The organism is Pseudomonas eutrophicaquae (assembly GCF_023544715.1).
In the GTDB taxonomy this organism is placed as follows: Bacteria; Pseudomonadota; Gammaproteobacteria; order Pseudomonadales; family Pseudomonadaceae; genus Geopseudomonas.
Map to the genome: position 1 here is coordinate 36,769 of NZ_JAMJEZ010000015.1, position 24,148 is coordinate 60,916.

General features: G+C 66.4%; 26 protein-coding genes. 12 read left to right on the forward strand and 14 right to left on the reverse strand.

What is annotated here, in order from left to right; all coding sequences use genetic code 11:
• Positions 1-68: 68 nt before the first annotated feature.
• The 6 genes from MXC11_RS08425 to MXC11_RS08450 all read right to left on the reverse strand — a co-directional run bounded on the left by MXC11_RS08425 (position 69) and on the right by MXC11_RS08450 (position 5,681).
• A complete protein-coding gene (locus MXC11_RS08425) occupies positions 69-560 on the reverse strand; it encodes a disulfide bond formation protein B (RefSeq protein WP_250008091.1) in 492 nt (163 codons plus the stop codon).
• 61 nt (positions 561-621) lie between these two features.
• The gene (locus MXC11_RS08430) at positions 622-1,860 is read right to left on the reverse strand and encodes a heme biosynthesis HemY N-terminal domain-containing protein (protein ID WP_250008099.1); all 1,239 of its coding nucleotides are present in this window, start codon (positions 1,858-1,860) and stop codon (positions 622-624) included.
• Entirely contained in the window at positions 1,857-3,101 is a 1,245-nt protein-coding gene (locus MXC11_RS08435; RefSeq protein ID WP_250008106.1) for a uroporphyrinogen-III C-methyltransferase, read from the reverse strand. Before MXC11_RS08435 ends, MXC11_RS08430 begins: the two co-directional genes overlap by 4 nt.
• Positions 3,102-3,147: 46 nt before the next feature.
• Positions 3,148-3,915 carry a uroporphyrinogen-III synthase gene (locus MXC11_RS08440; protein WP_250008114.1) on the reverse strand — a complete coding sequence of 256 codons (768 nt, stop codon included), beginning with the start codon at positions 3,913-3,915 and terminating at the stop codon, positions 3,148-3,150.
• Positions 3,912-4,850 (reverse strand): hydroxymethylbilane synthase, encoded by a 939-nt coding sequence (hemC, locus tag MXC11_RS08445; protein WP_250008121.1) that lies wholly within the window; start codon positions 4,848-4,850, stop codon positions 3,912-3,914. Before hemC ends, MXC11_RS08440 begins: the two co-directional genes overlap by 4 nt.
• Positions 4,851-4,943: 93 nt before the next feature.
• Complete coding sequence (locus MXC11_RS08450; RefSeq protein WP_250008127.1) at positions 4,944-5,681, reverse strand: LytR/AlgR family response regulator transcription factor; 738 nt, start codon at positions 5,679-5,681, stop codon at positions 4,944-4,946.
• Between the two features lie 196 nt (positions 5,682-5,877).
• Here MXC11_RS08450 and argH point away from each other — a divergent pair, with 196 nt between their 5' ends.
• The 3 genes from argH (at position 5,878) to MXC11_RS08465 (ending at position 8,138) form a co-directional block, all read left to right on the forward strand.
• Positions 5,878-7,272, forward strand: a complete 1,395-nt coding sequence (gene argH, locus MXC11_RS08455; RefSeq protein ID WP_250008131.1) for an argininosuccinate lyase — start codon at positions 5,878-5,880, stop codon at positions 7,270-7,272.
• Between the two features lie 119 nt (positions 7,273-7,391).
• Positions 7,392-7,856 carry a hypothetical protein gene (locus MXC11_RS08460; RefSeq protein ID WP_250008138.1) on the forward strand — a complete coding sequence of 155 codons (465 nt, stop codon included), beginning with the start codon at positions 7,392-7,394 and terminating at the stop codon, positions 7,854-7,856.
• Positions 7,857-7,901: 45 nt separating this feature from the next.
• The gene (locus MXC11_RS08465; protein ID WP_250008145.1) at positions 7,902-8,138 is read left to right on the forward strand and encodes a TIGR02647 family protein; all 237 of its coding nucleotides are present in this window, start codon (positions 7,902-7,904) and stop codon (positions 8,136-8,138) included.
• A gap of 107 nt (positions 8,139-8,245) precedes the next feature.
• On the opposite strand, the gene rnk is transcribed toward MXC11_RS08465, so the two are convergent.
• The 3 genes from rnk to cyaY form a co-directional block, all read right to left on the reverse strand.
• Positions 8,246-8,650 carry a nucleoside diphosphate kinase regulator gene (gene rnk, locus MXC11_RS08470; RefSeq protein ID WP_250008152.1) on the reverse strand — a complete coding sequence of 135 codons (405 nt, stop codon included), beginning with the start codon at positions 8,648-8,650 and terminating at the stop codon, positions 8,246-8,248.
• Positions 8,651-8,768: 118 nt separating this feature from the next.
• Positions 8,769-8,966 (reverse strand): DUF1289 domain-containing protein, encoded by a 198-nt coding sequence (locus tag MXC11_RS08475; RefSeq protein WP_250008159.1) that lies wholly within the window; start codon positions 8,964-8,966, stop codon positions 8,769-8,771.
• Positions 8,956-9,288, reverse strand: coding sequence for an iron donor protein CyaY (gene cyaY, locus MXC11_RS08480; protein ID WP_250008165.1), 333 nt, complete (start codon positions 9,286-9,288; stop codon positions 8,956-8,958). Before cyaY ends, MXC11_RS08475 begins: the two co-directional genes overlap by 11 nt.
• A gap of 127 nt (positions 9,289-9,415) precedes the next feature.
• Here cyaY and lptM point away from each other — a divergent pair, with 127 nt between their 5' ends.
• From lptM to MXC11_RS08510, 6 genes are read left to right on the forward strand one after another with little or no spacing between them, the layout of a single operon-like run.
• Positions 9,416-9,550, forward strand: a complete 135-nt coding sequence (gene lptM, locus MXC11_RS08485; RefSeq protein ID WP_250008173.1) for an LPS translocon maturation chaperone LptM — start codon at positions 9,416-9,418, stop codon at positions 9,548-9,550.
• 49 nt (positions 9,551-9,599) lie between these two features.
• Entirely contained in the window at positions 9,600-10,847 is a 1,248-nt protein-coding gene (gene lysA / locus MXC11_RS08490) for a diaminopimelate decarboxylase (RefSeq protein ID WP_250008182.1), read from the forward strand.
• 13 nt (positions 10,848-10,860) lie between these two features.
• The gene (dapF, locus tag MXC11_RS08495) at positions 10,861-11,691 is read left to right on the forward strand and encodes a diaminopimelate epimerase (protein WP_250008199.1); all 831 of its coding nucleotides are present in this window, start codon (positions 10,861-10,863) and stop codon (positions 11,689-11,691) included.
• Positions 11,688-12,368, forward strand: coding sequence for a DUF484 family protein (locus tag MXC11_RS08500; protein ID WP_250008206.1), 681 nt, complete (start codon positions 11,688-11,690; stop codon positions 12,366-12,368). Before dapF ends, MXC11_RS08500 begins: the two co-directional genes overlap by 4 nt.
• Before the next feature lie 30 nt (positions 12,369-12,398).
• A complete protein-coding gene (locus MXC11_RS08505; RefSeq protein ID WP_250008227.1) occupies positions 12,399-12,962 on the forward strand; it encodes a site-specific integrase in 564 nt (187 codons plus the stop codon).
• A 26-nt stretch (positions 12,963-12,988) separates the two neighbouring features.
• Positions 12,989-13,678: an HAD family hydrolase gene (locus tag MXC11_RS08510; protein ID WP_250008234.1), complete on the forward strand. Its 690-nt coding sequence runs from the start codon at positions 12,989-12,991 to the stop codon at positions 13,676-13,678.
• Positions 13,679-13,762: 84 nt separating this feature from the next.
• Here the strand turns inward: MXC11_RS08510 and sutA are convergent, their stop codons facing one another.
• The 3 genes from sutA to glnK all read right to left on the reverse strand — a co-directional run bounded on the left by sutA (position 13,763) and on the right by glnK (position 15,927).
• On the reverse strand, positions 13,763-14,098 hold the full coding sequence (gene sutA / locus MXC11_RS08515; RefSeq protein ID WP_250008242.1) for a transcriptional regulator SutA: 336 nt from the start codon (positions 14,096-14,098) through the stop codon (positions 13,763-13,765).
• A 192-nt stretch (positions 14,099-14,290) separates the two neighbouring features.
• A complete protein-coding gene (locus MXC11_RS08520; RefSeq protein WP_250008249.1) occupies positions 14,291-15,544 on the reverse strand; it encodes an ammonium transporter in 1,254 nt (417 codons plus the stop codon).
• A gap of 44 nt (positions 15,545-15,588) precedes the next feature.
• Complete coding sequence (gene glnK / locus MXC11_RS08525; protein WP_250008265.1) at positions 15,589-15,927, reverse strand: P-II family nitrogen regulator; 339 nt, start codon at positions 15,925-15,927, stop codon at positions 15,589-15,591.
• A 362-nt stretch (positions 15,928-16,289) separates the two neighbouring features.
• Between glnK and MXC11_RS08530 the strand changes: the two genes are divergently transcribed.
• The 3 genes from MXC11_RS08530 (at position 16,290) to MXC11_RS08540 (ending at position 20,288) form a co-directional block, all read left to right on the forward strand.
• Positions 16,290-16,550: an accessory factor UbiK family protein gene (locus MXC11_RS08530; RefSeq protein ID WP_250008273.1), complete on the forward strand. Its 261-nt coding sequence runs from the start codon at positions 16,290-16,292 to the stop codon at positions 16,548-16,550.
• A gap of 33 nt (positions 16,551-16,583) precedes the next feature.
• Positions 16,584-18,089, forward strand: a complete 1,506-nt coding sequence (locus tag MXC11_RS08535) for a YifB family Mg chelatase-like AAA ATPase (RefSeq protein WP_250008281.1) — start codon at positions 16,584-16,586, stop codon at positions 18,087-18,089.
• A gap of 237 nt (positions 18,090-18,326) precedes the next feature.
• On the forward strand, positions 18,327-20,288 hold the full coding sequence (locus MXC11_RS08540; protein WP_250008283.1) for a BCCT family transporter: 1,962 nt from the start codon (positions 18,327-18,329) through the stop codon (positions 20,286-20,288).
• Between the two features lie 157 nt (positions 20,289-20,445).
• Here MXC11_RS08540 and MXC11_RS08545 read toward each other — a convergent pair whose 3' ends face one another.
• Together MXC11_RS08545 and MXC11_RS08550 are read right to left on the reverse strand one after the other, a co-directional pair.
• Positions 20,446-23,544: an HsdR family type I site-specific deoxyribonuclease gene (locus MXC11_RS08545; RefSeq protein WP_250008284.1), complete on the reverse strand. Its 3,099-nt coding sequence runs from the start codon at positions 23,542-23,544 to the stop codon at positions 20,446-20,448.
• A 92-nt stretch (positions 23,545-23,636) separates the two neighbouring features.
• Positions 23,637-24,148: restriction endonuclease subunit S (locus MXC11_RS08550; protein WP_250008286.1), on the reverse strand; the 512-nt coding region annotated here is incomplete at its 5' end.

The following is a 24,148-nucleotide window of genomic DNA, read 5'->3' on the forward strand; positions in this document are numbered from 1 at the left end:
GCAGATCTCCGGCCCGGCTTTTCTCCAGACTATGCCGAGTCCCCGGTGCCAGCAAGCCGCCTTGCGGCTCAGCGCCGGCGCAGCAGCTGATAGCCCTGCAGGCCGATCAGGGCGATGAAGCCCAGCAGGCTCCACTCGGGAATCCCCAGCCCCAAGAGCGTCCAGCTGATCTCCGTGCAATCGGCGGTGCCATGCAGCACCAGCCCGACGATCTGCTGCAGCGGCAGGGCTTCGAGCATGTAATCCAGGCTCGGCAGGCATGCCGGCAGCTGGTCCGGCGGCAGGCTCTGCAACCAGAGCTGGCGCCCGGCGGTGGCCGCGCCACCCAGCGCACACAACAGGCTCAGCCCGGCATAGATCCGCCGCCCCTGGCGCTGCGGGCCGTGCAGCGCCGCCAGCAGCGCCAGCAGCCCCACCCCGGCAAAGGCGATCCGCTGCACGATGCACAGCGGGCAGGGCTCAAGGCCCTGGACGTGTTCCAGATAAAGGCCGATGGCCAGCAGCAGGCTGCAACCGGCGAAGATCAGCAGATTCAGCAAGCGGGGATTGCCCAGCGCCATGATGACTCCCGTGACATTGATTGAGCAGATCGGATCGGGCGGCCAGCGCCGCCCGCCCGGTTCAGCGCGCCGGCCCCGGCTGCGGCAGTGCCGGCAGCTCGCGGCCCAGCAGCCCCAGCCCCTGCTGCAGGACCTGCTGGCTGCGCGCGGTGTCGCCCAGATGCTCAAGCAGGCGGGCCAGCTCGATGCAGGCCTCGGCGCTGCGCTCACACTGCAGGCTGCGCTCGAAATAATCGCGCGCCTTGCCCCACAGGCGGTTACGCAGCGACAGACGCCCCAGCGCCAGCAGCAGCGCCGCATCGCCCGGATGGGCCTTGAGCCAGCCCTCGGCGCGGCGCAGCTGGGCGGCCAGATCCTGGCCCTGCAGCCGCCCATAAAGCGGCACCAGCTGCGGATCGTATTCACGCTGCAAGGCCGCGCTCAGCAGCGCCTCGCCTTGGGCCTCGGCGCTCTGGCCAAAACCGCGCAGCAGCTCGACGTAGGCGACCAGCAGCGCCGGCTGCTGACGCTGTGCCTGCCCAAACGCCTGCCAGGCCTCCTGCAGCGCGGCCGGATCACCGGGCGCACAGCGCTCAGCGGCGGCGCGCAACTGGGCGCGCCAGGCGTGGGCTTCAAGGGCCTCGAGACGCGCCAGCGGCAGGGTCTGTACCCGGCGCAGCTCGGGGAGCAGCGCGCTCAGGGCGTACCAGTCCTGCAGGCGCTCCAGTACGCCTGGCAACAGACGCAGCGCCTCGGGATGCCGGGGATGATGCTCGCGCACCCGCTGCAGCGCATCGCGCGCTTGGCTGTCGCAGCCACGCTCGATCAGCATCCGCGCGTGCTCCAGTGCCACCAGTACCTCGGCCTCGGGATCACGCTCCAGCGCCTCGGACAGCAGGGCTTCTGCCTGGGCATGCTCGCCCAGCGCATGGGCCGCACGCGCCGCGCCGAGACTAGCCAGCAGCGGCTGCGGAGCATGCCGGGCCGCCTGGGACAACAGCTTGAGGGCGCTCGACCAGTCCCCGGCCGCCAGCGCCAGCACGCCACGGCGCACCGCCTGCTGGACACGGCGCTGACGATTGCGCCCCGACCAGGGATTGACCACCCGCCCCGACGCGCCCAGCAGCCGCAGCAGCAGGCGCGCGCCGTACACCAGCCCCGCCAGCAGCGCACAGAGCGCGAGGAACACCCAGAAGGTCGCCTCAAAGCGCAGGCCACCGTAGGCAATCAGCACATAACCGGCCTGATCGGCGACCGCCAGCCCCAACAGGGCGGCGGCGACAATGACCAGCAACAGCAGCAACAGGAGGCGGTTGTTCATGGGCGGACCTCCTCAGTCGCCGCAGCGGCCGGAGTGGATTCGGCCGGCGCCGGTGCGCTCTCTGCGGGCGCTGCCGACGCCTCGGCGGCTGCCGCGCGGGCCGAGGCTTCGGGTGCTACCTCGGAGGTCGCGGGGGTCTCTGCGAGGCTCTGCTGCAAGGCCGCGCGGGCGCGCTGCTCCAGATAGGCCTGCAGGGCATTGAGCGCCGGGGCCAGATCCGGCAGCGCCACGGCCACCGGCTGGGCCTGCAGCTCACCCAGACGCGCATACAGCGCCTGATTGTGCGCATCCTCCAGGCCGAAGAACTGCTGCACCAGCTCGCGAGCCTGCTCCAGCGCGCGGGCATAGACCGGCGCATCGGCATGTAGCGCCGCCCACTGCGCCTGTTCCAGCGCCAGGCGCAGGGCCAGACGCAGCTGCTCGCGGGTCTGCCCGGCCAGCAGCGGCGCCACCTCGTCACTGGCGGTAAATTCCAGCCGCACAAAGCCGCTCAGCTGCTGCCACCAGGCCTGCCAGCCATCGCGGTTAGCCGGTGCGGCGGGTGCTGCAGTCGGCTGGAAGACCGGCAGACGGCTGTCCAGCCCGGCGGCCTGCTCACCGAGCGCCGCCAGCTGCAGGAACAGGCCGGTGCGGTCGATCACCGGCAGGCGCCGCAGCGCTTCCAGGCTGCGCGCCAGCTGCTCGCGGGCGGCAAAGGCCGAGGGATCATCGTGATCGCGCAGGATCTGGTCACTGGCCTGCACCAGCGCGCGGGCGCTGTTGACGTCCTGCAGGGCGCTCAGGCGCAGCGAGGCCAGACGCAGCAGGTATTCGGCTTCCGCCAGCCGCCACTCCTGCCGGCTGGCGCCCAGCACCTGATCGATGCGCACCGACAAGGTCTGCTGCTGGGTCTGCAGATCCGCGAGCAGGCGCTGCTGCTCGCTCAACACCTCAGCGCCCGGCAGGGCCGCCAGGCGCGCGTTCAGTGCCTGCGCGCTTTGCGCGCTGCGCTGCGTCTGCTCGGTGAGGCGCATCTCCAGGCTCTGCAGCTGGGCCACCAGCTGCGGGTCGGTCGGCTTTTGCAGCTGACTGACGCTCCAGCCGCCCAGCAGCAGCGCGCCGCCGGCCAGCAGCAGCGCCAGCAGGCTCAGACGGGAGCCGCCACGGGGTGCCGGCGCGGGCGCCGCAGGGGCTGCGCTCGGGGTGGGGGTTGCCGGTTCAGCCGGCGGCAGTTGTTCGGGTTGCGAGGCGGCGTCGGTCACGGAGGCATCCTTCGGTAAGGTACGCCGCAGTGCGGCGCACCGACGGTTAACGGGATTCGGACTGGTCGGCCAGGGCCGCCAGCAGGGCCGCAGCGCTGGCGCCGTGGCAGTTGCGTACATCAAGGGCGCCCGCTGCGCGGGCCAGTTCGGCGACCCGCTCACTGGGCACGAACAGCGGCAGACGCGCCACCTCTGGCCAGTGCGCGCCGGCCAGCTGCTGCAGATTGCTCAGCCCCTCACCACTGCTGACCACCAGGCCATTGAGCGCCTGCTCGCGCAGCGTGGCCAGCAGGGTACCGGCCGGATAGTCCGGCAGCACACGCCGGTACAGCGGCAGAAAATCGACCCGCACACCGCGTGCGCGCAGCTGAGCAGCAAGCCAGTCGCGCCCGCTGTCGCCGCGCAGGATCAGCACCTGCGCATCGGGCATATTCAGCAGTGCCTGCACAGCCGGCAGCGCCAACAGCGCTTCGCTGTTATCGCCGTGCTCAGGCCAGTGGGCATCCAGGCCATAAGCCTCCAGCAGCGCGCCGGTGGCCGGGCCGACCGCAAACCAGCGCTGGCGGGCCGGTGGTTGCGGCCAGTAGCGATCCAGCAGCTCAAGCCCCAGGCGCGCGGCCGGTTTGCTGACCGCAATCACCGCATCGTAGCGATCCAGATCGAGCAGCAGGCTGCGCTGCTCGGGAGTTTCCGCCAGCGGCTCGATGGCCAGCAGCGGCAGGCAATGGCCGAAGATTCCCTGCGCGGCGAGGGTCTGGGCCAGAGCGGCGCAGTCCTCGGCCGGACGGGTCAGCAGCAGACGCCAGTCGCTCACGGCTGGCCTGCGTCGCCGTAGACGGCGGCGAGGATGCGATCCGCGCCCTGAGCCAGCAGCGCCTCGGCCACCTGAACACCGAGCGCCTCGGCTTGCGCACGCGGGGCACATGCTTCGGCGCGCAGCAGCTCGCCGCCATCGGGCTGACCGACCAGTCCACGCAGCCACAGATCATCGCCATCGAGCAGCGCGTAGCAGGCAATCGGCACTTGGCAGCCGCCGTTGAGGTGCTTGTTCAGCGCGCGCTCAGCGTTGACCCGATCGGCAGTATCGGCGTGATGCAGCGGCGCCAGCAGCGCGTGCAGCTCAGCATCGGCCGTGCGGCACTCGATGCCCACCGCGCCCTGACCACCGGCCGGCAGGCTGTCTTCGGCGCTGATAAAGGCGCGGATGCGCGCCTCAAAGCCCAGGCGAATCAGCCCGGCGGCGGCGAGGATGATGGCGTCATACTCGCCGGCATCCAGTTTGGCCAGACGGGTGTTGACGTTGCCGCGCAGGAAGCGGATTTCCAGGTCCGGGCGGCGCGCCAGCAGCTGGGCCTGACGGCGCAGGCTGGAGGTACCGACCACACTACCGGCCGGCAGCGCGTCGAGGCTGGCGTAGGTATTGGAAACAAAGGCATCGCGCGGGTCTTCACGCTCGCAGATGCAGTACAGACCGAGGCCTTCGGGGAAGTCCATCGGCACATCCTTCATCGAATGCACAGCGATGTCGGCTTCGTTGTCCAGCAGGGCGGTTTCCAGTTCCTTGACGAACAGGCCCTTGCCGCCGATCTTGGCCAGCGGCGCATCGAGCAGCTTGTCGCCGCGACTGACCATCGGTACCAGGGTCACGATCAGGCCCGGGTGGGCCGCTTCAAGGCGGGCCTTGACGTACTCGGCCTGCCACAGGGCGAGGGCACTCTTGCGGGTGGCGATGCGGATTTCGCGGGGCATGGGCAATTCCAGACGATCAGGGAAGTCGGCCGATGATAGCAGCTTGCCCGCCCGCCTCCGCAGGCCTGCCCGGCCAGATCAGCGCACCCGCGCTCACGACAATCCGCGCATCAGCTTGCGCAGGCCGCTGACATGCCGGCGACTGACCGTCAGGCTCGCCTCATCCAGCCCGCGCAGATAGAGCTGGAAGTAGCCATGCACATCGCGCTGCAAGTGATCGATGCGCTCGCGCATCACCAGCGCGTTGCGGTGGATGCGCACCAGGCGTTCGCCAAACTCCTCCTCCAGCCCCTTGAGGGTCTCATCGAGCAGCAGCTCGCCACCGGTATGGCGCAGGGTCACGTACTTGTGATCGGCAATGAAATACAGCACCTCCCCAAGCGCCACCAGCTCGACGCCGCGCCGGGTGCGCGCGCCGATATGGCTGCGCGGCGCCTGCCCCGGCTGGGGTGCGGCCACCAGGGCCAGCAGCTGGGCGCGACTGGGCGCCACGGCAGCCGCCAGTGCGGCAGCCAGCCCATCAACGCCCTCGCTCAGGCACAGCAGCGCCAGCGCCTCGCGGCGCAGCCCGGCCAGCTGCGCCGCCTCGCCACACAGCACCAGCGCCGGGGACGGCTCGTATTCGCACAGGCGGGCCGCGACCTGCAGGCCATCGCCGGGCAGCGCCACATCTAGCAGGACGATGTCCGGCTGCAGGCTGTCGATCTGCGCCAGCGCCTCGGCAACGCTGGCCACCTCGGCCGCAAGAGGGCGATAGCCCGGCAGCTGGCTGATCCACTCGGCCAGCTGCGCGCGGATCAGGGGTTCACCGGTGACGATCAGGACATTCATGGGATCAGCTCCCTGCAAGGGTCACGTTCAAGCGTAGACTAACGCGCCCTGTGACCGTCGGTCATGATCAAAGTCATTTCCCGGCCAAACAGGCATTTCTGGCACGAAAAGTGCCCGCGAGGCATCGCCCGGCGGCCGTAGGCGACCTGCTATCATGCCGGCCATTTTCGACCCGCATGCAGCACGAGAACTCCCAATGAGCAGCGAAAAAACCAACCAGTCCTGGGGCGGCCGCTTCAGCGAGCCGGTCGACGCCTTCGTCGCCCGCTTCACCGCCTCCGTCGACTTCGACAAGCGCCTGTACCGCCACGACATCATGGGCTCGATCGCCCACGCCACCATGCTCGAACAAGCCGGCGTGCTCACCGCCGCCGAGCGCGATGTGATCATCGACGGCCTGACACAGATCCAGGCCGAGATCGAGGCCGGCACCTTCGACTGGCGCGTCGACCTGGAAGACGTGCACATGAACATCGAGGCGCGCCTGACCGACCGCATCGGCATCACCGGTAAGAAGCTGCACACCGGGCGTAGCCGCAACGACCAGGTCGCCACCGACATCCGCTTGTGGCTGCGCGACGAGATCGACGTGATCCTTGCCGAGATCACCCGTCTGCAGGAAGGTCTGCTGGAGCAGGCCGAGCAGCACGCCGAAGTGATCATGCCCGGCTTCACCCACCTGCAGACCGCGCAGCCGGTGAGCTTCGGCCACCACCTGCTGGCCTGGTTCGAGATGCTGTCGCGCGACTACGAGCGCCTGGTCGACTGCCGCAAGCGGGTCAACCGCATGCCGCTGGGCTCGGCGGCGCTGGCCGGTACCACCTACCCGATCCAGCGCGAGATCACCTGTGAGCTGCTGGGTTTTGAGGCGATCGGCGGCAACTCGCTGGACGGCGTGTCGGATCGCGACTTCGCCATCGAATTCTGCGCCGCCGCCTCGCTGGCGATGATGCACCTGTCGCGCTTCTCCGAGGAGCTGGTGCTGTGGACTTCCGCGCAGTTCAACTTCATCGAGCTGCCGGATCGTTTCTGCACCGGCTCCTCGATCATGCCGCAGAAGAAGAACCCCGACGTGCCCGAGCTGGTGCGCGGCAAGAGCGGCCGCGTGTTCGGCGCGCTGACCGGCCTCTTGACCCTGATGAAGGGCCAGCCGCTGGCCTACAACAAGGACAACCAGGAGGACAAGGAGCCGCTGTTCGACGCCGCCGACACCCTGCGCGACAGCCTGCGCGCCTTCGCCGACATGATCCCGGCGATCAAGCCGCGCGTCGAGGTGATGCGCGAGGCGGCGCGTCGCGGCTTCTCCACCGCCACGGATCTCGCCGACTACCTGGTGCGCAAGGGCCTGCCGTTCCGCGACTGCCACGAGATCGTCGGCCACGCGGTGAAGTACGGCGTCACCACCGGCAAGGACCTGGCCGAGATGAGCCTGGATGAGCTGCGCCAGTTCAGCGACCAGATCACCGACGACGTATTCGCCGTGCTGACCCTGGAAGGCTCGGTCAACGCCCGCAACCACATCGGCGGCACCGCCCCGGCGCAGGTGCGCGCCGCCGTGGCCCGCGGCCGCGAACTGCTGGCCGCACGCTGACGGATGGCCGGGTGCAGCGCTACCGTACCGCGCGCGGCACCCGGCACGACCAATCAGCGCTTGCCGCCCGCAGCCAGGGCGGGTTATGAAGAAGGCCTGCGCGTTCTGGAACCCCCGCCATGTCTGACTCTGACCGCCCACGCTTTCGTGTTGCCGCCGACCGCCAGTCGGCCAGCCGCCGCGTGCGCTACATCGAGACCAGCCGCCCGGACGATGGCAGCTGCACCCTCTGCCAGCTGGATGAAGAGAATCCGCCGGCCCCCGACGAGACCCCCGCCATGACCGAACACAGCGCCGAAGACGATGCGCTCTTCGCCGAAGAAAAGCTGATCGAGGCCATCGAGAATCAGATCGCCGCCGGTGAGCCGCCCGCGACCCAGGCGACCCTCAACAAGCTGACCCTGGTCGGCTACGCCCGCGAGGACGCGGTGCGCCTGATGGCGCTGATCCTCGCCCACGAGATCGAGAACATGCTCGCCGAGGACCGCCCGTTCGACGGCGCCGGCTACGAGCAGATGCTGCGTGCCCTGCCCGAGCTGCCCGAAGCGCTCGGCAACGCGGACGACGACGAACAAGACGAATAACCGAGGGTGGCCACGCTGGCCGCCCCGCCGTGCTCTGGAGGCACTATGAAACTGACCGCCGAACTGATTGCTGAGCTGGAACTGCTGACTCTGTTCAACCCCGACAACACCCAGGAGGGGCTGAAGATCCATCACGACGCTGCGCCGGCGATGGTCGCTGCCGGTGAGCGTCTGTTCGCCAAGGGCCTGATTTCCCAGGTCGATGGTGGCTACCTGACCAGCCTCGGTCTGGATGCCGTCGAGCAGCTGCGCACCGTGCTGACCATCCTCAAGCCGGCCTAAGCGGCTCGCTCAAGGATGCACGCTTAGCGCGGGCTCCTTAGCCAAACAGCCCGCGCCGGGTTTCCGGTCGCGGGCTGTTTTGTTTGGCCTTGCGGCGCAGATCCGGCTCAGCGCAGCTCGCCAGCTGCCTCCGGCTGGTACTCGACGCCCAGCAGGGTCAGGGTGAGAGGTTTGCCGCCGGGCATCGTCCAGTCAATCGACTGCCCGACCGAGAGCCCAAGTAGCGCGCAGCCGACCGGTGCCAGCACCGACACCGTGCCCTCGGCACCCGCCTCGTGGGGATAGACCAGCGTCAGGTGATACTCCTTGCCGCTGGCTTCCTCGCGGCAATGGGCGGTGGAGTTCATGGTCACTACGCCCGGCGGGATGGCGTCATGGCTGACCACCTCGGCACGCTCGAGCTCGCGCTCCAGCGCCTCGGCGGTGGGGCCGAAGTCCTCCAGGCTGTCCAGCAGCTTTTCCAGACGCTGCAGGTCGAGACGGGTGAGAGTGATGGGTGGGGACAGGCTCATGATCGCGGCACAACTCCTCGGAACGGTGGATATAAGGGTGAAAAGAAAAGCCCCACCGAAACGGCAGGGCTTTGAAAGATTTGCCGTGACCATAGCACAGCCTAGGGAATAGGCAAGCTCAGCGCTCGCGCCGCGCCTGCACCGCATTCAGGATCGCCAGACGCTCGGCATCATCGGCATCGCGCCAGGCGCGGATCTCGCTGCGCAGCCGTCCGCAGCCACGGCACACGTCATACTCATCCAGACCGCACAGGCTTACACAGGGCGAGGCGATGCGCCCCTCGTCATCGCGGCGCACCCGCAGCTCAGAGGCCATCGAAGCACACCTCGGCACCGCCCTGCTCACGCACCAGGCGCGGCAGCATGCTCATCAGCGGCTCGGCGTTGCTGTCGCAGATCCAGCCGGCAGCGGCTTCGTCATAGTCGAAGTGGAAACCGCCCGAGCGGGCCGCCAGCCACAGCTGGCGCAGCGGCTCCTGGCGGCTGAAGATCAGCTGGCTGCCGTTATCGAATCGCACAGTCAGCACGCCGCCGCTGCTCTCAAGGTCGACATCCAGATCGCTGGCATCAAAGGCGTCCTCGACGGCTGCCTGCAGGGCATCCACCAGGGTGTGGAAACGGGCTTCGGTGAGGCTCATGGGTTGGTCTCCGCAGACTCGAAACACAGGGCAGACCCCGCGCCGGCCGCGCGTTTGGGCACATAGGCAAGCCATCGGGGGGTCGGTATACTCCGGCGCAATCGTTGCTTTTACAAGGATTTCCGCCATGAAGCGCCTGTTGCTTCCCCTGCTGGCACTGCTCGTACTCGGTGCCGGCCTCAGCGGTTGCGGGCAGAAAGGTCCGCTCTATCTGCCAGGCGATGAAAAAGCCGGCAACAGCAAGGACCGTTTCGAACTCTGAGCCTTTTTGCGGCCCGGCACCTGAAGCCGGTTCCGCCCGGGAGACCTGCATGCACCCCTTTGCATACCGCGACGGTGAACTGTTCGCGGAAGGCGTGGCGCTGTCCGCCATCGCCGAACAATTTGGCACACCGACCTACGTCTATTCCCGCGCCCACATCGAGGCGCAGTTTCGCAGCTACGCCGATGCCCTGAACGGCATCGAGCATCTGGTCTGCTTTGCCGTCAAGGCCAACTCCAACCTGGCGGTGCTCAACGTGCTGGCGCGTCTGGGCGCTGGCTTTGACATCGTCTCGCGCGGCGAGCTGGAGCGCGTGCTGGCCGCCGGCGGTGATCCGGCCAAGGTGGTGTTCTCCGGCGTTGGCAAGAGCCGCGACGACATGCGCCGCGCGCTGGAAGTCGGCGTGCACTGCTTCAACGTCGAATCCGATGTCGAGCTGGAGCGCCTGCAGGCGGTTGCCGCCGAGCTGGGCGTCAAGGCGCCGGTCTCGCTGCGGGTCAATCCGGATGTGGATGCCCAGACTCACCCGTACATCTCAACCGGCCTCAAGGAAAACAAGTTCGGCATCGACATCGACGCGGCCCTGGCGGTCTATCGCCGCGCGGCCGCGCTGCCGAACCTTGAGATCATCGGCGTCGATTGCCACATCGGCTCGCAGCTGACACAGCTGACCCCGTTCCTCGATGCCCTCGAGCGCCTGCTGGCGCTGATCGACCGCCTGGCCGAGCAGGGCATCACCATCCGCCATCTGGATCTGGGCGGCGGGCTGGGCGTGCGTTACCGCGACGAGGAGCCGCCGCAGGCTGGCGACTACATCAAGGCAGTGCGCGAGCGGCTGGCCGGCCGGGATCTGGCGCTGGTGTTCGAGCCGGGGCGCTACATCGTCGCCAACGCCGGCGTGCTGCTGACCCGCGTCGAGTACCTCAAGCACACCGAGCACAAGGACTTTGCGGTGATCGATGCCGCCATGAACGACCTGATCCGCCCGGCGCTCTACGAAGCATGGATGGACATCGTCCCGGTGGTGCCGCGCGAGGGTGAAGCCCGCCCCTACGATCTGGTCGGGCCGATCTGCGAGACCGGCGATTTTCTCGGCAAGGACCGCGCGCTGGTGCTCGCCGAAGGCGATCTTCTGGCCGTGCGCTCGGCCGGGGCTTACGGCTTTGTGATGAGTTCCAACTACAACACCCGCGGCCGCGCGGCGGAAATCATGGTCGATGGCACCGCCATGCACCAGGTGCGGCGCCGGGAAACCCTCGAGGAACTCTACGCCGGCGAAAGCCTGCTGCCCGCCTGACCCGGAGACTGGCATGCTGCTGCGATTCACCAAGATGCACGGGCTGGGCAACGATTTCATGGTCATCGACCTGGTCAGCCAGCACGCCCACATCCAGCCCAAGCACGTGCGCCAGTGGGGCGATCGCCACACCGGCGTCGGCTTCGACCAGCTGCTGATCGTCGAGCCGCCGAGCCGTCCGGATGTAGATTTTCGCTACCGGATCTTCAACGCCGACGGCAGCGAGGTCGAGCAGTGCGGCAACGGCGCGCGCTGCTTTGCCCGCTTCGTGCTGGACAAGCGCCTGACCGCCAAGAAGCGCATCCGCGTCGAGACCAAGAACAGCATCATCGAGCTGAATGTGCGCCCGGACGGACAGATCACCGTGGACATGGGCGCGCCGCGCCTGCTGCCGGCCGAGGTGCCCTTCCTCGCCGAGCAGGCCGCGCTGAGCTACCCGGTCGAGGTGGACGGGCAGACCGTCGAGCTGGCGGCGCTGTCGATGGGCAACCCGCACGGCGTGCTGCGGGTCGCCGATGTCGCCCAGGCACCGGTGCAAAGCCTTGGCCCGCAACTGGAAACCCACCCGCGCTTCCCGCAGAAGGCCAACATCGGCTTTTTGCAGGTGATCGATCGCCAGCAGGCGCGGCTACGGGTCTGGGAGCGCGGCTGTGGCGAGACCCAGGCCTGCGGCACCGGCGCCTGTGCGGCGGCGGTGGCCGGTATCCGCCAGGGCTGGCTGGACTCGCCGGTGCGCATCGAGCTGCCGGGCGGCGCCCTCAGCATCGAGTGGCGCGGCGAAGGCCAGCCGGTGCTGATGACCGGCCCGGCGCTGCGGGTGTTTGAAGGCCAGGTGCGCCTGTGAGCGAGCCGCGCGAAACGCCGGTGCTGGATGCCGAACAGGTCGCCGCCTGGCTGGCGGCGCACCCGCAGTTTTTTGTCGGGCGTGATGCGCTGCTGGCCAATATGGAGATCCACCACGAAGCCGGGCACGCCATCTCGCTGGTCGAGCGCCAGCTGGGGCTTTTGCGCAGCCGCAACCAGAGCCTGAGCGCCCAGCTGAGCACGCTGATGGAAGTGGCGCGCCAGAATGACCGGCTGTTCGAGCGCAGCCGCCGGCTGATCGTGCAATTGCTGGATGCCGAATCCCTGGAGGAGCTGGTCGCTGCGGTCGAAGACGGGCTGCGCCATGACTTTCAGGTGCCCTACGTCAGCCTGTTGCTGTTCGGGCCGACCGGCAATGCGGGGCGGCAGGTCACCATCGACAGTGCCCGCCAGGCACTCGGCGGCCTGCTGGAAGGTCCGTTGGTAGCCTGTGGCGTGCTGCGCGCCAGCGAGCTGGATTTTCTGTTCCCCGGCCAGCACGGCGACACGCTCGGCTCGGCGGCGGTGGCGCGTCTGGAGCATCAAAGCCTGCACGGCGTGCTGGCGCTGGGCAGCCCGGACCCGCAGCAGTACCGCAGCAGCCTGGGTGGGGTGTTCCTTGCCCAGATTGCCGAGGTGCTGGCGCGGCGGCTGACCACGCTGGGCGCCGCGTCCTGAGCGGCCGGCCTGCACACGCCGGAGGTGCCGATGTTCGACTGGCCGGATGACGCCCAGCCCAGCCCAGCGCCAGAGGGGCTCTTCACTGCCTGCCGCGACCGGGCGATGCTCGCCCTGTTTGACGCTGCCGGCCTGCGCCCGGCGGCCCTGAGCGCTCTGACCCTGCAGGATCTGGATCTGCCGGCCCGTCGCCTGTGGCGCCCGGCCAGCGCCGGTCTGCCCCGCGAGTGGCCCCTGCCGGAGGCAGCCTGCGCGGCGCTGCAAAGCTGGCTGGACTGGCGCCAGCGCCTGCCCGGTGGCGATAACCCAGCCAGCGCGCTGTTCGTCACCCGCCATGGCCAGCGCCTGAGCATTGCCGCCGTGCAGCAGCGGATTCGCCTGGCGGGCCTCGCCCGCGTGCGGCAGGCCGCCGCCTTGGCCCGCACCCAAGCTCTCGATGCCGAGCGCGAGGCACCCTATGACCGGGCGCTGTATGCGCCGCTGGATTTTCGTCAGCTGGTGCAGGCCTATCGCAAGGCCCATCCGCGGGCGCGGCGCACGACCGAGACCACGCCCGGCCACCCACCGCCCGAGCACGACGACGACAGCCCCTAATTCCCCCTGCCGCCCCTGGAGCCGCCATGGCGATCCGCCTGATCACCTTCGACCTTGATGACACCCTCTGGCACACCGCGCCGGTGGTGCAGGCCGCCGAGGCGGTGCTGCTGGACTGGCTGGCCCAGCACGCCCCACGCCTGACGGACGCCGCGCAGCAACTGCGCCAGCAGCGCCAGCGCCTGCTCGCAGCAGAGCCTGCGCTGGCGGTGCGGCTCAGCAGCCTGCGCCGGCGCATGCTGCAGGCCAGCCTGGAAGCGGCCGGTTACCCGGCCGAGACCGCCCGCGTGCTGGGCGAGCAGGCCTTCCAGCAGTTTCTCGCCGCCCGCCAGCGGGTGACCCTGTTCCCCGAAGTGCGCCCGCTGCTGAGCCAACTGGCGCAAAGCCATGTGCTGGGTGTGCTGAGCAACGGCAACGCCGATGTCGGCGCCATCGGCATCGGCGAGTACTTTGCCTTTGCCTTCAACGCCGAGATGCTTGGCATCGGCAAGCCGGACCCGCGGGTGTTCCAGACCGCCCTCGCCCGCCTGAACCTGCAACCGGACGAGGCGCTGCACGTCGGTGATCACCCCATCGATGACATCGCCGGCGCCCAGCAGGCGGGCCTTAGAGCGGTGTGGTTCAACCCGCAGCGCCAGCCCTGGACAGGCCCACTGGCGCCGGACGGCGAGATCCAGCGCCTCGATCAGCTGCCGGCGCTGCTGGCACGCGGCTAGACGCGGCCCAAGGGCCGGGAGGCGCGCAACAAAAAGGCGATCATGCCGCGGACATGATCGCCTTTGGGGTGGTGCGACAGGGCCTCAGATCGGGCGGCTGCCGTACTTGCCTTCCGGCTTCTTCGGCGGGTCGGCGACCACATTGGAGTCGATTTCCTGCACCTTGCCACCGCGCGCGAGGAACTCCTCCATGGCACGGGCCAGCGCATCGCGCTCCTTCTGCTTGGCCTCGATGGAGGGCAGCTCCTCGGGCTCAACGGCCTTCTTGGCCTTCTTGGCGACCGGGGCCGGAGCCTCGTCGTCGCTGTCACCGTCGTCATCGGCGCCGCCGGCAAAGCCGTCATCGCCCTCTTCGGCGTCCTCGCCTTCGACGTCCTCAACGTCCTCCAGGTCGTCCTGTTCCAGTTCTTCTTCGTTCATAGCGAACCCCCGTGGTGCTGGCAGAGCCGGTTGATCAGAGTCCGCCAACGCTCGATCGCAGGCGGACGGCAATACGCAGTGCGCCGGAGCCGAGCCCCTGGCCGGCAGCGCATGGGCGCGCATTCTAGCGCGGCGCCGGAAAAAACAAAGGGCACCCGCAGGTGCCCTTGTCGTGCTCATCGGGGGGGAGGCTCACGCCTTGCGGGTGAACTCCGGGTAGGCTTCCATGCCGCATTCGGCCAGATCGACGCCGGTGTACTCCTCCTCGGCGTCCACCCGCAGGCCAAACAGCACCTTGAGCAGGCCCCAGACCAGCAGGCTGGCGACGAACACCCAGCCGACGATGCAGACGATGCCCAAAAGCTGCGCGGCAAAGGTGGCGTCCGCATTGGTCAGCGGCACCGCCAGAAGGCCCCAGATCCCGGCCACCCCGTGCACCGACAGCGCACCGACCGGATCATCCAGATGCAGCTTGTCGAGCAGCAGGATGCTGCCAAACACCAGCGCACCCGCGACCATGCCGATCAGCGTGGCGGAGAGCACCGAGGGCGTGACCGGCTCGGCAGTGATCGCCACCAGCCCGGCCAGTGCGCCGTTGAGGGCCATGGTCAGGTCGGACTTGCCGAAGATCAGCCGCGCCAGCAGCAGCGCAGCGATCAGCCCGCCGGCCGCGGCCATGTTGGTGTTGACGAAGGCGCTGGCCACCGCGTTGGCATCCTCGACGGTGCTCATCTTCAGCTGCGAGCCGCCGTTGAAGCCGAACCAGCCCAGCCAAAGGATCAGCGTGCCCAGGGTGGCCAGCGGCAGGTTGGCGCCTGGCAGGGCATTGATCTGCCCGTTCGCGCCGTACTTGCCGCGCCGCGGGCCAAGCAGCAGCACCCCGGCCAGCGCCGCCGACGCGCCGCACAGGTGCACCACACCGGAGCCTGCAAAGTCCAGGAAGCCGGCTTCATTGAGGAAGCCCGAGCCCCACTTCCAGTAGCCCTGCACCGGGTAGATGAAGCCGGTCATCACCACGGCGAAGGCAAGGAAGATCCAGAGCTTCATGCGCTCGGCTACTGCGCCGGAGACGATCGACATGGCGGTGGCCACAAACACCACCTGGAAGAAGAAGTCCGCGCGCGCCGAGTAGTAAGGGGCATCAGCACCGCCGGCCAGCACGCTCTCGACGCTGTGCTCGTCACCGATCAGGAACCCGAGGCTGGGCAGGAAGCCGCCTTCGGGGCTGGAGTACATGAGGTGGTAGCCGACCAGCATGTACATCAGACAGGCCACCGCGTAGAGGGTGATGTTCTTGGTGAGGATCTCGGTGGTGTTCTTGGCCCGTACAAGGCCGGCTTCAAGCATGGCAAAACCTGCGGCCATCCACATCACCAGCGCGCCGCAGATCACGAAGTAGAAGGTGTCGAGCCCGTATTGCAGGGCCCGCAGATCGGGGGTTTCCATGGGGGTACTCCTGGGGCAGAGGGGGGTTCAGGGGAGTCGCGGTATCAGATGGCGTCGGTGCCGGATTCCCCGGTCCGGATGCGGATGGTCTGCTCCAGGTTGACCACGAAAATTTTGCCGTCGCCGATCTTGCCGGTGTTGGCGGCCTTGGTGATGGCGTCGATCACGGCATCGAGCTGATCGTCAGCGATGGCCACCTCGATCTTCACCTTGGGCAGGAAATCGACCACGTACTCGGCACCGCGATACAGCTCGGTATGCCCTTTCTGACGGCCGAAGCCCTTGACCTCGGTGACGGTGATGCCCTGAACGCCGATTTCCGACAGCGCCTCGCGCACGTCGTCGAGCTTGAAGGGTTTGATGATGGCGGTGACTAGTTTCATGTTGTTGCTCCTGTAGTGATGGACCTGCCCCAGGATGGATGAACCCCAGGCAAGTCTAAGCGCAGCCTCGCGCCTTTGTAACGCGCCACCGGCAGGCGCCGGATCCAGCCTGGCCACCGGCTCATGGGGGTATCCCGACGTAGTGGCACTGGCCAGAGCATCAATGCAGAAACCTTGCCAACTGGCCGCAAGCCGCGCATACCGGGCGCTGGCGTGGCCGCTCAGCCCCTACGGCGGGCGAGGCAGCAGAGATCGCGCACCAGATCGGTGCAACCATGCGCTCGCGGCGGGCGCCGTAGCGGTCCCGCGCACGGCAATGGGCATCTGCTAGACTGCGCCCTCACGTTGTCTGGAAGATCGCCATGCTGCCGCCCAAAGCCGTTTTCGACCTGCTCGCCACCCAGGCCAGCCGCCTGTTCAGTGCGGATAACCCGCTGCCCCGCGCCGAACTGGAAGCCCAGTTCAAGGCCCTGCTGCAGGGTGCGTTCGGCAAGCTGGATCTGGTCGGGCGTGACGAGTTCGATGCGCAGATGGCGGTGCTGGCCCGCACCCGCGCCCGCCTGGAAGCCCTCGAGGCGCGCGTGGCCGAACTCGAAGCCCGCCTGGAGCCCCCGCGCGACTGACGCGCCACCAGCGGGCCTGATCAGGGAGAGATCATGTCCTTTGCCATCATTCACAGCCGCGCCCAGCTCGGCATCGACGCGCCGCCGGTCAGCGTGGAAGCCCATCTGGCTAACGGCCTGCCCTCGCTGACCCTGGTGGGCCTGCCGGAAACCGCGGTGCGCGAAAGCAAGGACCGGGTGCGCAGCGCGATCCACAGCTGCGGCTTCGAGTTCCCCAGCCGGCGCATCACCCTGAGTCTCGCCCCGGCCGATCTGCCCAAAGAGGGCGCGCGCTTTGATCTGGCCATCGCGCTGGGCATTCTGGTCGCCAGCGGCCAGTTGCCGGGCGAGGCCCTGGACTCGCTGGAATGCCTCGGTGAGCTGGCCCTGTCCGGTGCGCTGCGCCCGGTCAGCGGCGTGCTGCCGGCCGCGCTGGCCGCCCGCAAGGCCAAGCGCGCGCTGCTGGTGCCGCGGGCCAATGCTGAAGAAGCGGCGCTGGTCAGCGGTCTGGAGCTGTACGTCGCCGAGCACCTCACCGAGATCGCCGCCCACCTGCGTGGCGAGCAGCCGCTACAACGCTGGCGGGCCGACGGACTGGAGCCGCACGCAGCGCCCACTTCGCACGCCGATATCGCCGAGGTGCAAGGCCAGCTGGCCGCCAAGCGCGCCCTGCTGATTGCCGCCGCCGGCCGCCACAACCTGCTGCTCAGCGGCTCGCCCGGTACCGGCAAGACCCTCCTGGCCAGCCGCCTGCCGGGGCTGCTGCCGCCACTCAGCGAAGAAGAAGCGCTGCAGGTGGCCGCCATCCAGTCCCTGGAGCGCTACACGCCACTGACCGGCTGGCCGCAGCGCCCGTTCCGCCAGCCCCACCACAGCGCCTCGGCGGCCGCGCTGGTCGGTGGCGGCAGCAAGCCGCGCCCGGGTGAAATCACCCTCGCCCACCACGGCGTGCTGTTTCTCGATGAGCTGGCCGAATTTGCCCGCAGCGTGCTCGAGGTGCTGCGCGAGCCACTGGAGAGCGGCGAGATCCTGATTGCCCGCAGCCAGCAGCGCCTGCGCTTTCCCGCGCGCTTTCAGCTGGTGGCGGCGATGAACCCCTGCCCCTGCGGCTACCTGGGCGATCCGGAGCAGACCTGCCGCTGCACCCCCGAGCAGATCCAGCGCTATCGCAGCCGTCTGTCCGGCCCGCTGCTTGAGCGCATCGACCTGCACCTGACCGTGCGCCGCGAACCGACCCGCCTGCACGCGCCCGCCGAGGGGCCGGACAGCGCCAGCCTCGCCCGGCAGGTCGCGGCCGCGCAGGCGATCCAGCAGGCCCGTCAGGGCTGCGCCAATGCCCATCTCGACCTCAACGGACTCAAGGCCCACTGCCCGCTGGACGAAGCCGATCGCCTGTGGCTGGAGCGGGCCGGCGAGCGCCTGCGCCTGTCGCTGCGCGCCCTGCACCGGGTGCTCAGGGTGGCGCGAACCCTCGCCGATCTGGAGCCGGTCGCGCAGATCCAGCGCGCTCATCTGGCCGAGGCGCTGCAGTACCGGCCGGGTAGTGTCGGCGCCGACTGACCCATACACCCGAACTATCGAGAGGACATTTTTTCTCTAAAAAATCTATCAGGATGCTAGACTGACGCCTCGCCCCAGCGATTAACCGGCAGCATCTGCCGGCTAATCTCTGGAAAATTCTGCAATCTGGCGAGCATGCTCGCCGCTAGGCCTGCTGGCATCCCGCGCGAATCTTCTGCGGCTGTGCCTGCGTGCCCCGCCCTTGGCGGCCATCCGATCAAAAGGAGCGCTTGCACAATGGAAACCTCCCCGCGCCTGGCGCGCACCCTCAACCCCCCGGTGTTCTTCGGCTCGGCCCTGCTGATCTTCGCCCTGGTCACCTTCGCCGTGGCCCTGCCACAGACCGCCCAGGCCCTGTTCGGCCAGGTGCAGAACTGGATCGTCGGCAACGCCAGCTGGTTCTATGTGCTGGCCGTGGCACTGATCCTGATCACCGTGGCGTTTCTCGCCGTCAGCCGCTACGGCGACATCAAGCTCGGCCCCGACCACAGCCAGCCCGACTACAGCAACACCACCTGGTTCGCCATGCTGTTCTCCGCCGGCATGGGCATCGGCCTGATGTTCTTCGGCGTCGCCGAGCCGGTGATGCACTTCGTCGCCCCGCCGGTCGGCGAGCCGAACACCGTGCAGGCAGCGCGCGAGGCACTGAAGCTGACCTTCTTCCACTGGGGCCTGCATGCCTGGGCGATCTACGCCATCGTCGCGCTGATCCTCGCCTTCTTCTGCTACCGGCATAACCTACCGCTGACCCTGCGCTCGGCGCTTTATCCCTTGATCGGCGAGCGCATCCACGGCCCGATCGGCCATGCGGTGGACATCTTCGCCATCCTCGGCACGGTGTTCGGCGTGGCCACCTCGCTGGGCTACGGCGTGCTGCAGATCAACAGCGGCCTCAACCACCTGTTCGGCGTGCCGGTCGGCACTGCGGTGCAGATCGGCCTGATCATCGGCGTCACCGCGCTGGCCACCCTGTCGGTGGTCACCGGGCTGGACAAAGGCATCCGCCGCCTCTCCGAGCTGAACCTTGGCCTGGCCGTCTTGCTGCTGACGCTGGTGCTGGTGCTCGGCCCCACCGTGTACCTGCTGCAGACCTTTGTGCAGAACACCGGCAGCTATCTGTCGGAGATCGTCAGCAAGACCTTCAACCTCTACGCCTACGAGCCGACCGACTGGCTGGGCGGCTGGACCCTGCTGTACTGGGGCTGGTGGATGTCCTGGTCGCCGTTCGTCGGCATGTTCATCGCACGGGTCTCGCGCGGGCGGACCATCCGCCAGTTCGTCACCGGGGTGATGTTCGTCCCCGCCGGCTTCACCTTGCTGTGGATGACCGTGTTCGGCAACGGTGCTATCCACATGATCATGCAGGATGGTCTGGTCAGCCTGGCTGAGACGGTCAACCAGGACAGCTCGCTGGCGCTGTTCGCCTTCCTTGAGCAGTTCCCGCTGTCCAGCGTGCTGTCGGTGGTGGCGATCCTGATGGTGGTGGTGTTCTTCGTCACCTCGGCCGACTCCGGCGCCCTGGTGGTGGACATGCTCGCCTCTGGCGGTAACAGCCACACGCCGCTGTGGCAGCGGATCTTCTGGGCCGGCTCGATCGGCGTGGTGGCCATCGCCCTGCTGCTGGCCGATGGCCTCAGCGCCCTGCAGACCGCCACCATCGCCAGCGCCCTGCCGTTCTCGGTGATTTTGCTGGCCTCGATGTGGGGGCTGCTCAAGGCGCTGCACCTGGATTCCACCAAGCGCGTGCTGCGTCACCAGACCTCCGGGCATGCTCGCCAGACCCGCAGCCCCGGCGGCTGGCAGCGCCGGCTGCGCAATCTGGTGATGTTCCCGCGCCGCGCCCACGTCAACCGCTTCCTCGATGAGGTGGTGCAGCCGGCGTGCCTGGCGGTGGCCGAGGAGCTGCGCAAGCAGAACCTCGTCGGTGAGGTGCAAAGCGGTGACGATCACCGCGTGCGCCTGGAAGTGCGCCACGGCAGCGAAGTGGACTTCGTCTACGAGGTGCGCCCGCGCGCCTATGTGCAGCCGAGCTTCGTGATGCTCGAAGGCAACGAGGAGCGCAAGTACTTCCGCGCCGAAGTGCACCTGCTTGAGGGCGGCCAGGACTATGACGTGATGGGCTGGTCACGCGATGAGGTGATCGAGGACATCCTCGACCAGTACGAGCAGCACATGCACTTCTTGCATGTGGTGCGCTGAGGGGGGCCTAGGTCAGAGCATAGCATTGCAGTCTCGCCAGAACTCCGCCGTCGAGGCAACGATGCCACGCTCTGACCTTCATCGAACTCCAGAATGAAAGCCAGAGCATGTCACCGCGCGATCGGAGCCGGAGCCGCGCGAATAGATCAGCGTTGCCTTAGATCTGCCCACCCACACCTTTGAACTTCTCTACAAAAGCCGCGATTTTCTGGAAGACAGTCTGCTTCTTGGTCAGGAATTGCGGGTTCAATGGGCTCATCTTAGGCAGAACCGCGTTGAGCTCCGTGCCATTCTCGGTGGCAAACTCGCGCTTCAGTGAGTTGGTGATATAGCGCTTGGCGGCTTCTGCGTTCAGGCCCTCGTCGCTAATCAGCTCTGCAGCCTCTCGCTGCTGTTCCGCCTGAGCGAAAGTGAAGAAGGCCTCAATTACGCTGGCCTTGTCGCCAATCTTGTCCAGATCGGTCTGGTTGATGAAGTCCACCACCAGACTTTCTTTCGCGCGGTTACCCAGACTGGCGCGAATCACACGCCGCACTTCATCCACCAGTTCCAACTTGCTCTTGGTCTTCTTGTTGTGCTCGAAAATCAGTTCCAGGATGTAGTCCAGGTTAATCTCTTGCGACTTCAGCAGGTCCACCTCAAAGACCACGTCATCCCAGTCGATGGTGGACTTCTCTTTCTCGGCCCCCGCCTTCTCCCGGCGTAGCCAGTCGCGCACGTCGTTGTAGGTCGAGCGATAGTCCTGAACCTTCCGCTCGGGCGGGAGCGTGATGGCTTGCAGCGCGGTCAGGTCTTCGTCACTCAGGTAGTGCTTGGCCTTGAATGTCTCAACTGCGGCAGGGTCGGCCAGATCGACGCTTTGCAACTCCTTCAAGCTGGCAAATTCGTCATAGTTCTGCAGCACGTTCTCGACGCGTAGGTATTCGCCGAACAGCTTGGCGAAGGCCTTCTTGTCCGACTCTTTCTCAATGGCGGCCGGGTCAGGGAAGCGGGCTTCCAGTTCCTGCACCACATCCATGAAGCCCCGCCGCGCTTCACCTGTAGCCGCATCGGTGAAGCCTTCCATGTACTCCTTGTAGCTCTTCTCCAGCACCACGTTCTTGGTGTTCTTGTCACCGAACAGAGTGATGGCGTCGATGGTTGCCTGCTCCAGGTCGCGGAAGGTGACGATGTTGCCGAAGGTCTTGGTGGCGTCGAAGATGCGATTGGTACGTGAGTAGGCCTGCATCAGCCCGTGATAACGCAGGTTCTTGTCGACAAACAGCGTGTTGAGCGTGGGGGCATCAAAGCCGGTCAGGAACATACCCACCACGATGAGCAGGTCGATCTCCTTGGCCTTCACCTGTTTGGCCAGATCGCGGTAGTAGTTCTGGAAGCCGTTGCTGTCCACGCTGAAGTTGGTCTTGAACAGGGCGTTGTAGTCAGCGATGGCCGCGCTCAGGAACTCCTTGGCGCTGCTGTTCATGGCCGAGACATCAAAGCTCTCGTCCTGGATGTCGCCAATCGCGTCCTGCTCTTCGTTGGCGGCAAACGAGAAGATGGTCGCCACTTTCAGCGGCTTGTCGCTGCTCTTCTGCAACTCGCGGAAGCACTCGTAGTACAGTTTGGCGGCATCCACACTGCTGACCGCAAACATAGCGTTAAAGCCCTTGTTGCCCGCGTGCAGGCGGTGGGTCTTTTGCCGGAAGTTGTTCAGGATGTACTGGGTGATCTCGCGGATACGATCCGGGTGCAGCAGGGCTTGCCGGTTCTCCGCCGCACTCAGCTTCTTCTCGTCCTGTTCGGTCTCGATAGCCTTGAACTGCGGGCGCACATCGTTGTAGTCCACCTTGAACTTCAGCACCTTCTCGTCGCGGATCGCATCGGTGATCACATACGAATGCAGCTCACGGCCAAACACGCTCGCCGTGGTTTCGGCGCCCAAGGCGTTCTCCGGGAAGATGGGCGTGCCAGTGAAGCCGAACTGGCAGAATTTCTTAAACTTCTTCTTCAGGTTCTTCTGGGCTTCACCAAACTGGCTGCGGTGGCACTCATCGAAAATGAACACCACTGGCTTGCCGTAGATGGGCAAGTCCGCCTCACTTTTCATCAGGTTGTTGAGCTTCTGGATGGTGGTGACGACGATCTTGTTGTCGTCCTTCTCCAGGTTGCGCTTCAGGCCCGCCGTGCTGTCCGAGCCGTTGACGCTGTCCGGCGAGAAGCGCTGGTATTCCTTCATGGTCTGGTAGTCCAGATCCTTGCGGTCCACCACGAAGAACACCTTGTCGATGAAGTCCAGCTCCGTGGCCAGGCGCGCGGCCTTGAAGCTGGTCAAGGTCTTGCCGCTGCCGGTGGTGTGCCAGATGTAGCCGCCACTTTCGGTGGTGCTCCAGTTCCTGGCCTGATAGCTGCTGTTGATCTTCCACAGAATGCGTTCCGTGGCAGCGATCTGATAGGGCCGCATCACCAGCAGCGTGTTGCTGACGTCGAACACCGAGTAATGCAGCAGCACATTGAGCAGTGTGTGCTTCTGGAAGAAGGTGGCCGTGAAGTCCTTCAGGTCCTTGATCAGCGTGTTGTCCGACTTCGCCCAGTTCATGGTGAAGTCGAAGCTGTTTTTGTTGCGTTGCGTGGTGTTGGCGAAGTAGCGGCTGTCGGTGCCGTTGGAGATCACGAACAGCTGCAAATACTTGAACAGGGAATGCTCGCTGTTGAAGCTCTCCTTGCTGTAGCGGTGCACCTGGTTGAAGGCTTCGCGGATGGCCACGCCACGCTTCTTCAGCTCCACCTGCACCAGCGGCAGGCCATTGACCAGAATCGTCACGTCGTAGCGGTTGGCGTGGCTGCCGGTCTGCTCGAACTGCTTGATCACCTGCACCTTGTTGCGGGTGATGTTTTTCTTGTCCAGCAGGTAGATGTTCTGGATGCGCCCGTCGTCAAACACGAAGTCGTGGATGTAGTCGTCGTGTATCTTGCGGGTCTTCTCGACGATGCCATCGCTGGGCTTGTCGAGGAAGGTTTCAACAAACCGCAGCCACTCGCCATCGGCAAACTGCACGTCATTCAGTGCTTGCAGCTGTACGCGCACATTAGCGAGCAAGGCATCGGGCGCGTTCAGTCCGGGCAGATATTCATAACCCTGGTTCTGCAGATCCTGAATGAACTCGCGCTCCAGATCGCCTTCGCTCTGGTAGCTTTCGGCAACCGGCCATTCCTTGGTGTATTTATCCAGAACGATGAAGTTGCTGGATTCGGCGATGGTCTTGTAGGCAGTCATTTACTCGCTCTCGTCCTTGCTGATCGGCGCAATCAACTCACGACACAGGGGGAAGCCCTTCCATTGGCGGGGGCGAAGGCCGGGTGGTTTGTTCATGCCACTATTTGTTCAGGTCTTGGAAAGCTCAACAGCAGATCGCGGTAATACTCATATTGCCTCTGGCGCAGCTCGATTTCACGCGGCAAGCCCTCGGTGATGGAGGTGATCAGAGTGTCAAACTTGTCGAGGATGGCAACGATGCGCGCCTGCTCCGCGAGTGACTTTTCACGATCATTCGGGTATGGCACCGGCACCCTGACCTTTTTGACCCCATCAATCAACAGCCTGTTAACCTTCCCCCGGGACACATGCTTTGCCTTCTCATCAATGAAGGCTGCCGTTTGCATTACATAGGAAATGTATTTCGGATTCATGGAGTGCCGAAAGGCGTAGCTGTCATCATGTATGGCCACTTTTCCACTGCCAAGCCAAGCCACGGCTTTACCCACATCTTCAACCGTCTCACCAACACCCGCCATGACAACATCGTAACCGATCCATGAACCCCATCTGCTAATAACCGGCGCATCCGCCGATGCTGTGCTCCCGATCATTTTCAGGAGCC

What these genes read in the sequence shown, in the direction of transcription:
- MXC11_RS08545 (WP_250008284.1), bottom strand. Translation starts at nt 23,544, where the DNA reads ATGACTGCCTACAAGACCATCGCCGAATCCAGCAACTTCATCGTTCTG.
- MXC11_RS08460 (WP_250008138.1), top strand. Translation starts at nt 7,392, where the DNA reads ATGTCTGACTCTGACCGCCCACGCTTTCGTGTTGCCGCCGACCGCCAG.
- MXC11_RS08430 (WP_250008099.1), bottom strand. Translation starts at nt 1,860, where the DNA reads ATGAACAACCGCCTCCTGTTGCTGCTGTTGCTGGTCATTGTCGCCGCC.
- cyaY (WP_250008165.1), bottom strand. Translation starts at nt 9,288, where the DNA reads ATGAGCCTCACCGAAGCCCGTTTCCACACCCTGGTGGATGCCCTGCAG.
- lysA (WP_250008182.1), top strand. Translation starts at nt 9,600, where the DNA reads ATGCACCCCTTTGCATACCGCGACGGTGAACTGTTCGCGGAAGGCGTG.
- MXC11_RS08465 (WP_250008145.1), top strand. Translation starts at nt 7,902, where the DNA reads ATGAAACTGACCGCCGAACTGATTGCTGAGCTGGAACTGCTGACTCTG.
- dapF (WP_250008199.1), top strand. Translation starts at nt 10,861, where the DNA reads ATGCTGCTGCGATTCACCAAGATGCACGGGCTGGGCAACGATTTCATG.
- rnk (WP_250008152.1), bottom strand. Translation starts at nt 8,650, where the DNA reads ATGAGCCTGTCCCCACCCATCACTCTCACCCGTCTCGACCTGCAGCGT.
- glnK (WP_250008265.1), bottom strand. Translation starts at nt 15,927, where the DNA reads ATGAAACTAGTCACCGCCATCATCAAACCCTTCAAGCTCGACGACGTG.
- MXC11_RS08475 (WP_250008159.1), bottom strand. Translation starts at nt 8,966, where the DNA reads ATGGCCTCTGAGCTGCGGGTGCGCCGCGATGACGAGGGGCGCATCGCC.
- MXC11_RS08450 (WP_250008127.1), bottom strand. Translation starts at nt 5,681, where the DNA reads ATGAATGTCCTGATCGTCACCGGTGAACCCCTGATCCGCGCGCAGCTG.
- MXC11_RS08505 (WP_250008227.1), top strand. Translation starts at nt 12,399, where the DNA reads ATGTTCGACTGGCCGGATGACGCCCAGCCCAGCCCAGCGCCAGAGGGG.
- MXC11_RS08535 (WP_250008281.1), top strand. Translation starts at nt 16,584, where the DNA reads ATGTCCTTTGCCATCATTCACAGCCGCGCCCAGCTCGGCATCGACGCG.
- hemC (WP_250008121.1), bottom strand. Translation starts at nt 4,850, where the DNA reads ATGCCCCGCGAAATCCGCATCGCCACCCGCAAGAGTGCCCTCGCCCTG.
- sutA (WP_250008242.1), bottom strand. Translation starts at nt 14,098, where the DNA reads ATGAACGAAGAAGAACTGGAACAGGACGACCTGGAGGACGTTGAGGAC.
- lptM (WP_250008173.1), top strand. Translation starts at nt 9,416, where the DNA reads ATGAAGCGCCTGTTGCTTCCCCTGCTGGCACTGCTCGTACTCGGTGCC.
- MXC11_RS08510 (WP_250008234.1), top strand. Translation starts at nt 12,989, where the DNA reads ATGGCGATCCGCCTGATCACCTTCGACCTTGATGACACCCTCTGGCAC.
- MXC11_RS08530 (WP_250008273.1), top strand. Translation starts at nt 16,290, where the DNA reads ATGCTGCCGCCCAAAGCCGTTTTCGACCTGCTCGCCACCCAGGCCAGC.
- argH (WP_250008131.1), top strand. Translation starts at nt 5,878, where the DNA reads ATGAGCAGCGAAAAAACCAACCAGTCCTGGGGCGGCCGCTTCAGCGAG.
- MXC11_RS08520 (WP_250008249.1), bottom strand. Translation starts at nt 15,544, where the DNA reads ATGGAAACCCCCGATCTGCGGGCCCTGCAATACGGGCTCGACACCTTC.
- MXC11_RS08540 (WP_250008283.1), top strand. Translation starts at nt 18,327, where the DNA reads ATGGAAACCTCCCCGCGCCTGGCGCGCACCCTCAACCCCCCGGTGTTC.
- MXC11_RS08425 (WP_250008091.1), bottom strand. Translation starts at nt 560, where the DNA reads ATGGCGCTGGGCAATCCCCGCTTGCTGAATCTGCTGATCTTCGCCGGT.